Source organism: Dolosicoccus paucivorans (assembly GCF_900100125.1).
GTDB classification, from domain to species: domain Bacteria; phylum Bacillota; class Bacilli; order Lactobacillales; family Aerococcaceae; genus Dolosicoccus; species Dolosicoccus paucivorans.
In genome coordinates this window covers 1-8818 of the sequence record NZ_FNEL01000065.1, presented here as the reverse complement: position 1 = coordinate 8818, position 8818 = coordinate 1, and the positions used below count along the sequence as shown (strand labels likewise).

The window sequence follows — 8818 nt, the reverse complement described above, 5'->3', positions numbered from 1 at the left end:
TCCATATAAAATATCGCTGTAAAATTTCTTCCGTGGTTTAGAAAGACCTTTAGTCAGTTTTTCTAAAAAAGTAAGTAAACTTCGCTTTGTTTGATATATTTCTATAGAATTCATGGTAAAATAACCTCAGTTCCTGTTCTGTATTTTTGTTTTGTGATGATTCAATTATACCATGCAACAGGACGAAATTAGTCCACAGATTTACGCTGTGGATAGTTTAAAAGCCCGAGGAATCCATGTTTTCCACATGTGAATACCTCGGGCTTTTGTTATTATCTATGAAACCGTAAAATTTTGGGTAAATTCAAGCTTTACAAAGAAACTGACCTTCTCAAAAAAATAAAACAAACTGCTTGCTTTTTTGACCAATTTAGACTATTATAAAAGATAGAGTTAGCACTAAAGGTTATTGAGTGCTAAACTTATGAACCAAGGAGGGATTTATCAATGTTGAAACCATTAGGTAAACGCATTGCGGTTGAGTTGACCGAAGTAGAAAAAGAAACAACCACAGCGGGAGGCTTAGTCCTACCAAGCTCTCAAAAAAATAAAGAACAAACCGGTGTTGTCCGCGCCCTATCTCGCAAAGTCGAAGAAAAAGGCGAAATTAATGTCGGTGACACGGTATTACTATCAGAATTTGGCGGAACGAAAGTAGACTATGAAGGACAAGAATATGTCATCGTCTCACTAGATAACGTTCTAGCCGTATTATAATTCAAAGGAGTGTTGTATACATGGCGAAAGAATTAAAATTCTCAGAAGACGCACGCGCTAGTTTATTACGTGGTGTTGATATTTTAGCAGATACTGTCAAAACAACTTTAGGTCCAAAAGGCCGTAACGTCGTATTAGACCGTCAATTTGGTTCACCACAAATTACTAACGACGGAGTTTCCATTGCCCGCGAAATTGAATTAGAAGATCGCTTTGAAAATATGGGTGCGCAACTCGTTCAAGAAGTCGCTTCTAAAACAAACGACACAGCCGGAGACGGAACAACGACCGCAACGGTCTTAACTCAAGCCATTGCTCGCGAAGGAATGAAAAACGTCACCGCAGGAGCTAACCCAGTAGGTATTCGTCGCGGAATTGAATTAGCGACAAAAGTAGCTGTCGATTCATTAGAGCAAATGTCTCAAGAAGTTTCATCTAAAGATGAAATCGCTCAAGTAGCAAGCGTTTCTTCCGGAGATGAGCGTATCGGAGAGTTAATTTCTGAAGCAATGGAACGTGTTGGTAAAGATGGTGTCATTACCATTGAAGATTCTCAATCAATGGAAACTGATTTAACGGTCGTTGAAGGAATGCAGTTTGATCGCGGTTACTTATCTCAATACATGGTGACAGATAATGATAAGATGGAAGCGGAATTAGAAAATCCATACATCTTCATTACTGACCGCAAAATTTCAAACATTCAAGACGTTTTACCGTTATTAGAACAAATTATGCAACAAGGTCGTTCCCTATTAATTATCGCAGAAGATATTGAAGGAGAAGCCTTACCAACCTTAGTATTAAACAAGTTACGTGGTACATTAAACGTGGTCGCTGTTAAAGCGCCTGGTTTTGGTGATCGTCGTAAAGCTCAATTAGAAGATATCGCTGTACTAACTGGTGCGACAGTTATTTCTGAAGAGTTAGGTTTTGAATTAGCGGATGCAACTTTAGAACATTTAGGTTCAGCAGGTAAAGTGACCATAACTAAAGACGATACTACGATTATTGAAGGAAATGGTTCAACAGAAGACTTAGAAAACCGTATCGCTTCAATTCGTCGTCAAGCAGATGAAACAGAGTCTGATTTTGACCGTGAGAAATTACAAGAACGTCTAGCTAAATTAGCGGGCGGTGTAGCGGTTATTTCTGTGGGTGGTGTCACTGAGACAGAACAAAACGAGCGTAAATTACGTATTGAAGATGCTCTAAACGCAACGCGTGCAGCCGTTGAAGAAGGGATTGTTTCCGGTGGGGGGACAGCACTTCTTAACACTCAAGAAGCAGTGGCTGAATTATTAGAGTCCACTGAAGGAGACGTGCAAACAGGAGTGCGCATTATTGTTCGCGCTCTAGAAGAGCCGGTACGTCAAATTGCTGCTAACGCAGGACGTGAAGGATCAATCGTCGTTGATAAAGTTCTTCATAGCGATAAAGGCGTAGGATACAACGCAGCAACTGATGTTTATGAAAATATGATTGAAGCAGGAATTGTGGATCCAACAAAAGTAACCCGCTCTGCTTTACAAAATGCAGCTTCTGTCGCAGCGCTTCTATTAACGACTGAAGCAGTTGTAGCTGATATTTCTGAAGATAACCCAACTCCAGATATGGGAATGGGCGGCATGCCAGGAATGATGTAATTTAATTAAAAGTAAACCGATCCAAAATGGATCGGTTTTTTTGTGTTTTATTGATGTTTTTTAGACCAAGCTATGGGGTCTTTATACCAAGACTCTAACGTTTCTTGATGATCTTTTAATTCGTCATCATCTAACGCGACTTCTACTAATTCTTGATAGTTAGTCAGCGTTACTAGAGGATAACCAGCTTTTTGGAAAGCTTCTTTACTTTGAGGAAGAAGATAAGAAAAGATCGCTACACATCCCACCACTTCAGCGCCTGCTTCTTCAATTTTTTGGGCAGCATCTAACACACTTCCACCGGTACTAATTAAATCTTCGATTAATACTACCTTTTGACTGGGCTTTAGTTCGCCTTCAATCGCATTTTGTCTACCATGACCTTTAGAACTCGAACGAACATAAATCATCGGCAGCTCTAACAGCCAGGAAGAATAGGCTGCATGAGGAATACCCGCAGTGGCAGTTCCGGCCACCACTTCTACATCAGGAAATTCCGTGCGAATTAATTCAGCTAGAGTTTCTTCGATGATTTGACGCTCTTTAGGATAACTCATAATTAAACGGTTATCACAATAAATAGGCGACTTTAATCCACTGGCCCATGTAAAAGGTGCCGCAGGTTTTAAGGTGACCGCTTCAATGTTTAATAAAATTTGGGCAATGTCTTTTGATGACATACAAAACTTCCTTTCTTAAAATGCCGATTGCCACTGGAAGGCAATGTTATGATAAGCTTTAACTGGGTTATCTGCTTGAGTAATCGGGCGACCGACGACAATGTAATGACTGCCTGCCTGTTTAGCTTTAATGGGTGTTAGCACTCGGGTTTGGTCGTCGGCTTTTGCATCTTCAAGGCGAATTCCTGGCGTAATGGTCATAAAGTCTCGGCCGACTTCTTCTTTAATCATCGTAGATTCTAAAGCAGAACAGACAACCCCATCTAAACCGCTATCTTTAGTTAATTTAGCTAAGCGTAAGACGTTTGCTTCTAAACTTTCCTCGACTCCTTGTTCTTTAAACAAATCCTCTGGGTGAGTTGAAGTCAGTTGAGTGACCGCGATAATTAATGGACGCTTCTTACCTTCAGGGGTCCCTTGAGTTAATCCTTTAAGGGCGGCTTCCAACATGTCTTGTCCACCGGTTGCATGAACGTTGACCATATCGACTTCCAAGTGAGCTAAGACACTCATGGCTCGCTTGACGGTATTAGGAATGTCGTGAAGCTTTAAGTCGAGGAAAATATGGTGACCTCGTTGTTTAATTGCCTTAATTAAGGCGGGTCCTTCCGCATAATAAAGTTCCATCCCCACTTTAACGTTTAACGTTTCATTAAATTGATCCAAAAAGCTAAGAGCTTCCTGTCCGCTTGGAAAATCTAAGGCGATAATTGGTAAATCTTTATTCAAGTCGCTGCCTCCTTAAATAATACCACGAATCTCTTCTAAACTTTGTAAACCTTCTCGTTGCATATAGCTTTCTAAGTCTTTAATAATTTCTGGCATGACCATTGGATTATCGTGGTTAGCACTTCCGACTTGAACGGCTGTTGCTCCGGCCATAATAAAAGCTAAGACGTGTTCGTAGTTTTCAATTCCACCAATACCGACAATCGGAACATCAACCACTTGAGCGACGTCTCGAACCATCCGTAGTGCAATAGGGCGGATGGCAGGACCTGATAGACCAGCGGTTACATTATTAAAGACCGCTTTTTTCTTATGAACGTCGATAGCTAATGCACTAATGGTATTAATTAAAGATAAAGAATCTGCGCCAGCTTCCACACAAGTGACGGCCATATCTTGAATGTTTTCAGCATTCGGGCTTAATTTAACCATTAAATGTTTATCCGTTGCCGAACGGGCTGCTTGAACAATTTCACGAGCCGTTTCACGCTTTACGCCAAAGGCCATTCCGCCTTCTTTTACGTTAGGACAAGAGATGTTTAATTCAATGATCGGTAAATCAGTACGGTTTAATTGTTCAATAACTTTTAAGTAATCTTCAATGGTTGACCCGGCAGCGTTGGCGATAATATTTAAGTCGTATTGTTTTAAATGAGGGTAAATCCGTTCAACAAAGTACCCGGCAGAAGGGTTTTTTAATCCGACAGAGTTCATTAATCCACTAGGCGTTGGATAATAAATCGTTCCTGTATTTCCAGGGCGCGGTTCAATGGTCATTCCTTTAACAGAAATGCCCCCTAAAAGAGATAAGTCGTAATGTTTAGCGAGTTCTTTACCGTAAGCTACAGTACCTGAAGCTCCGATAATTGGGTTTTTAAATTCAATGTCACCAATGTTTACTTTCAAACGCATGAATAATTCTTCCTACCTTTCAAATTTCACTTGGCCATTAACAATTGTTTTCATAATTTTTGTGGGGAATGTTTGGTTAATAAAGGGCGTGTTGTTAGAACGGGACGCAAAGGTGTCGTAAGTGGTCGACTCATTTAAATCCACTAACACTAAATCCGCGTCATATCCCACTTGAAGTAAGCCTTTATTTAAATTTAAAATTTCTGCTGGACGTTGGCTCATTAATTGAGATACTAAAGATAAATCTTGCCCGTATTGTTCCACTAAGACATGATAAGTTACCCCAAAGGCTGTCTCTAGCCCAATTAAGCCAGGAGATCCTTTTTCTTTGTCTTCAGCTGTATGAGGGGCGTGGTCTGTGGCGATACAGTCAACGGTCCCATCTAAAATCCCTTGGACTAACGCGTTGACATCTTCTTGCGCACGGATAGGCGGATGGACCTTATAATCTAAGTCTTTTAAATAAATATGATGAGGGGCGACTTCCATCGTGACGGGGTAGCCTTTTTCTTTACCGTGGGCGATGGCTTCTAAAGCGTCTACTGTGGACACGTGGCAAAAATGAATGCGAGCGCCGGTTTTACCGGAAAAGTACACGTCACGCATAGTGTGCACGTCTTCAGCTAAACGGTAATCGATTTCGGATAATTCCTTATCTTCTTCATGAATCATTAAAAGAAGATCTTTTTCTTTGACGCGTTCAAATAATTCATAAGTCGCTTTGTTGTTAAATAAGCCATGGCCGTCTTCTGATAATGTAGTAACAGATTCGGGTAAAGTTTCTAAATCAACAAATTCTTCACCTTCTAACCCTTTAGTGACGGCGTAAGTTTGCAAAATGTTAATGAGTCCTAATTCGTTTGCCTTATTCATAATGTAGTGGTAAGTCTCGGGGTTATCGACCGTTGGCTTTGTATTAGCCATTAAATGAACCGTTCCGTAACCGCCTTGTAGTGCCGAGCGCGAGCCGGATTCTAAATCTTCCTTTTGAGGAAAGCCAGGATCTCTAAAGTGAGCATGAGGTTCAACAAAGGCTGGCATACAGACGAGTCCTTTTGCGTTAATTTCTTCACCGCCGGTTAAATCTTGTCCGATCGCAAAAATTTTCCCGTCTTTTAATTGAATATCTGCTTGATAGCTTCCATTAGCGTCGACTAACTGGGCATTTTTAATGGTGAGCATGTAATTCCTCCTTAACGTGGTATAAATGATCACAATAATCACAACGATAGATTTGGTCTTGTGGATTGACTAAGGTAAAGGACGGTTCCACATTTCGTTCCACTGTAGAAATGCACCGTGGGTTATTACAAGATAAAATATCATGAATTTGTTCAGGAAGCTCCAAGGTCACTTTATGAACGATGGATTCCTCGTCAATGACGTTAATCGTTAAGCCTTCGCCGAAGACACCTAAAATGGATAAATCAACATTCAGTTGATTTTCGATTTTGATCATATCTTTTTGACCCATTTTATCGCTTTGAGCGTTCATAATAAGAGCTACCGTATAATCTGCTTTGTTTAATTCTAATAAATTGAAAATATCTGGCCCTAAGCCGGCAGGAATGTGGTCAATCACAATGCCGCTTCGAATTGAATTAATGCGCATCATTTGAATCTACCCCCAATACTTTTGCGATCAGTGCCATCCGAACAAATACCCCGTAACCTGCTTGGTCAAAATATTTCGCCCGCGGATCATCGTCTACTTCTACGCTAATCTCGTTAACACGAGGAAGGGGGTGTAAAATCGCTAAATCTTCTTTAGCTTGAGTTAATTTATCGGCGGTTAAAATATAGTGGTCTTTTAAGCGGACGTAATCTGCCTCGTTAAAGAAACGCTCTCGCTGGACGCGCGTCATATATAAAACATCTAATTGATCAATGACCGCTTCTAATTCTTCATGAACTTCATAGGAAATTCCTTGGCTATTTAAAAAGTGCATCATATAGTCGGGAAGTTGTAACTCGCGGGGCGAAATTAAAATAAAATGATTCCCAGGATAGCGCCCCATAGCGCGAATGAGTGAATGAACCGTGCGGCCAAATTTTAAGTCGCCACATAATCCAATGGTTAGCCCGTCTAAGTGACCTTTCGTTTGTTGAATCGTTAATAAATCCGTCAACGTTTGGGTCGGGTGGTGGTGGCCTCCGTCACCGGCGTTAATTAAAGGAACACTCGCCTTTGTTTTAGCTAATGTGGCACTTCCTTCATTCGGGTGGCGCATAACGATTAAATCTGTATAGTGGCATACCGTTTGAATGGTATCCACTAACGTCTCTCCCTTAGTGGCGGAGGAATTACTACTATCGGAAAAGCCTAATACTTGTCCTCCTAGCCGCAACATAGCGGACTCGAAACTAAGGCGTGTCCGGGTTGAAGGTTCAAAAAAAAGAGTCCCCATAATCTTTCCATTACAAATAGTGGAAAAATCACTTGGACTCTTTATCATTAATTGCGACAAATGCAAAATAGAATCAACTTCCTCAGTTGAAAAGTCGAAAATATCAATTAAGTGTTTTTGCGTTAACATTTTTTATTATCACCTCATACTTTCGAGAGAATACTTTACCTGTTTCACAAATCAATTGCAAGATATTACACAAACTTTTTGAAATCTTGTTTAACTTAACTAAACTTATGTTAGCTATGCTAAAAGAAACATGATACAATAATATAATCATTTGTGAAAAAGAAGGAGGAAGCATTGAAATGTTCGATATTATTATTAGTACCTTTAAAAATGGCAACATTACGAGTGCTATTTCGTCGACGTTTTTAATTATTTTACTCGGATTTTATTTAAGAAGACGAGGCACCTTTGATGAAAATACCGGAAAGGTTCTTTCAAGTGTTGCATTAACGGTCGCTCTTCCAGCGCTTGCTTATTCAGCCTTTATGCAAGACATTGACCGCCAACAACTAGCCCAAAGTGTGACCGCTTTGGTTTGGGGAATTGTCATTTATCCTTTATTAATTATTTTATCTTGGGCCTTTTATCGTCACTATAAAGGAGATAAAAATGTTTCTTTAAATATTATGACGATTTTTGGTTCGACAACGTTTTTTGGAACCCCCCATTGTCCAAGCGGTCTTTGGTCCTTTAGGGGTTGTTTATGCGAACATCTTTAACATTGGGTATCGTTTATTTTTATATTCCTACGGTTATATTAAAATGAGTGGTTTAAAGATGAAAAAAGGGATGTTTAGACAAATGTTTCTAAACCCTACCGTTGTCGCAACCGTTCTTGGGTTAATTGTTTGGATCTTCCAAGAGTCCTTACCTCAAGTGAGCGCCCATGGTTCGGAATTAACAGAATATGCGACGGTAGCTTTCTTACGCTTTGACGTTACTGCTCCTTGGATTCATCGACCGATGCAGTATTTAGCGGGACTAGCTTCACCTCTAGCTTGGTTATCCATTGGCGCAACCTTAGGAGAAGTTAGCTTAAGTGTAGCTGCGGTGGACCGAGATTCATGGTACTACAGTTTCGTTAAGTTATTAGCCATTCCAGTCATTGTTATTTTAATTATGATGGCAACCAACTTATTAGGGTTGACTAACTTTAGTTACTTATTAGTTGCGATTACAGTTGTTATGCTGGCGACACCCCCCAGCAGCTGTGGCAGCTGCTTATGCGATTGGATTTAACCGCGAGCCGGTCATGTCGTCTAACGCGTCACTTATTTCAACTGCGGCAGCTGTTTTAATGATTCCGATTTGGTTAACAGTCCTTCAAGCTATTAAAATGACCGGCATTTTCTTATAATAATTGATGAAAAGATCTTAATGCGCAATGATATGCTCCCCCTAAAGTAGACACTGTAAAAAGTAAATCTATTTTAGGGGGAGTTTTTATGCGCTCAAATAGTAAACATACCGTAGAAGACCTTGAAAGGTACATTGAAATGTATCTAAGTAATGGGAAGAGTTACAAGGAATTACGTGATGATTATGGGTTGATATTGAGTGAATCGGTCTTTGGTCAAAAAGTCTTGAGATATCAGGCCTACGGTCTTAAAGGTATTCAGTCAAGGTTGAAAAACAGTCATTATACTAAAGATTTTAAAATGACTGTAGTTAATGAACACATTATTGAAGGCATTCCTATCAAACAATTAGCTCGTAA

Annotated in this window: 9 protein-coding genes and 1 pseudogene; 4 read left to right on the top strand and 6 right to left on the bottom strand. The window is 40.0% G+C overall.

Annotation, left to right across the window (positions count from 1 at the left end):
* Window positions 1-447 precede the first annotated feature (447 nt).
* Together BLR79_RS07890 and groL are read left to right on the top strand one after the other, a co-directional pair.
* Complete coding sequence (locus tag BLR79_RS07890; RefSeq protein ID WP_092086732.1) at window positions 448-717, top strand: GroES family chaperonin; 270 nt, start codon at window positions 448-450, stop codon at window positions 715-717.
* 20 nt (window positions 718-737) lie between these two features.
* Window positions 738-2363, top strand: coding sequence for a chaperonin GroEL (groL, locus tag BLR79_RS07885; protein ID WP_092086730.1), 1626 nt, complete (start codon window positions 738-740; stop codon window positions 2361-2363).
* 47 nt (window positions 2364-2410) lie between these two features.
* On the opposite strand, the gene pyrE is transcribed toward groL, so the two are convergent.
* From pyrE to pyrB, 6 genes are read right to left on the bottom strand one after another with little or no spacing between them, the layout of a single operon-like run.
* Window positions 2411-3043 (bottom strand): orotate phosphoribosyltransferase, encoded by a 633-nt coding sequence (gene pyrE, locus BLR79_RS07880; RefSeq protein ID WP_092086728.1) that lies wholly within the window; start codon window positions 3041-3043, stop codon window positions 2411-2413.
* A gap of 15 nt (window positions 3044-3058) precedes the next feature.
* Entirely contained in the window at window positions 3059-3772 is a 714-nt protein-coding gene (pyrF, locus tag BLR79_RS07875; RefSeq protein ID WP_092086726.1) for an orotidine-5'-phosphate decarboxylase, read from the bottom strand.
* A gap of 12 nt (window positions 3773-3784) precedes the next feature.
* Complete coding sequence (locus BLR79_RS07870) at window positions 3785-4684, bottom strand: dihydroorotate dehydrogenase (protein WP_092086724.1); 900 nt, start codon at window positions 4682-4684, stop codon at window positions 3785-3787.
* A gap of 12 nt (window positions 4685-4696) precedes the next feature.
* Window positions 4697-5866 (bottom strand): dihydroorotase, encoded by a 1170-nt coding sequence (locus BLR79_RS07865; protein ID WP_092086721.1) that lies wholly within the window; start codon window positions 5864-5866, stop codon window positions 4697-4699.
* On the bottom strand, window positions 5853-6299 hold the full coding sequence (locus BLR79_RS07860) for an aspartate carbamoyltransferase regulatory subunit (RefSeq protein WP_092086718.1): 447 nt from the start codon (window positions 6297-6299) through the stop codon (window positions 5853-5855). The genes BLR79_RS07865 and BLR79_RS07860 overlap by 14 nt, the downstream gene beginning before the upstream one ends.
* Window positions 6286-7221 (bottom strand): aspartate carbamoyltransferase, encoded by a 936-nt coding sequence (gene pyrB, locus BLR79_RS07855; RefSeq protein ID WP_092086715.1) that lies wholly within the window; start codon window positions 7219-7221, stop codon window positions 6286-6288. Before pyrB ends, BLR79_RS07860 begins: the two co-directional genes overlap by 14 nt.
* Window positions 7222-7394: 173 nt before the next feature.
* Here pyrB and BLR79_RS07850 point away from each other — a divergent pair.
* Window positions 7395-8458, top strand: a pseudogene (locus BLR79_RS07850) (AEC family transporter).
* 88 nt (window positions 8459-8546) lie between these two features.
* A partial coding sequence (locus BLR79_RS07845; RefSeq protein ID WP_143338823.1) for a hypothetical protein occupies window positions 8547-8818 on the top strand: 272 nt, incomplete at its 3' end.

Coding starts and splice junctions, on each gene's coding strand:
- pyrE (WP_092086728.1), bottom strand. CDS start 3,043: ATGTCATCAAAAGACATTGCCCAAATTTTATTAAACATTGAAGCGGTC.
- BLR79_RS07890 (WP_092086732.1), top strand. CDS start 448: ATGTTGAAACCATTAGGTAAACGCATTGCGGTTGAGTTGACCGAAGTA.
- BLR79_RS07870 (WP_092086724.1), bottom strand. CDS start 4,684: ATGCGTTTGAAAGTAAACATTGGTGACATTGAATTTAAAAACCCAATT.
- BLR79_RS07865 (WP_092086721.1), bottom strand. CDS start 5,866: ATGCTCACCATTAAAAATGCCCAGTTAGTCGACGCTAATGGAAGCTAT.
- groL (WP_092086730.1), top strand. CDS start 738: ATGGCGAAAGAATTAAAATTCTCAGAAGACGCACGCGCTAGTTTATTA.
- BLR79_RS07860 (WP_092086718.1), bottom strand. CDS start 6,299: ATGATGCGCATTAATTCAATTCGAAGCGGCATTGTGATTGACCACATT.
- pyrB (WP_092086715.1), bottom strand. CDS start 7,221: ATGTTAACGCAAAAACACTTAATTGATATTTTCGACTTTTCAACTGAG.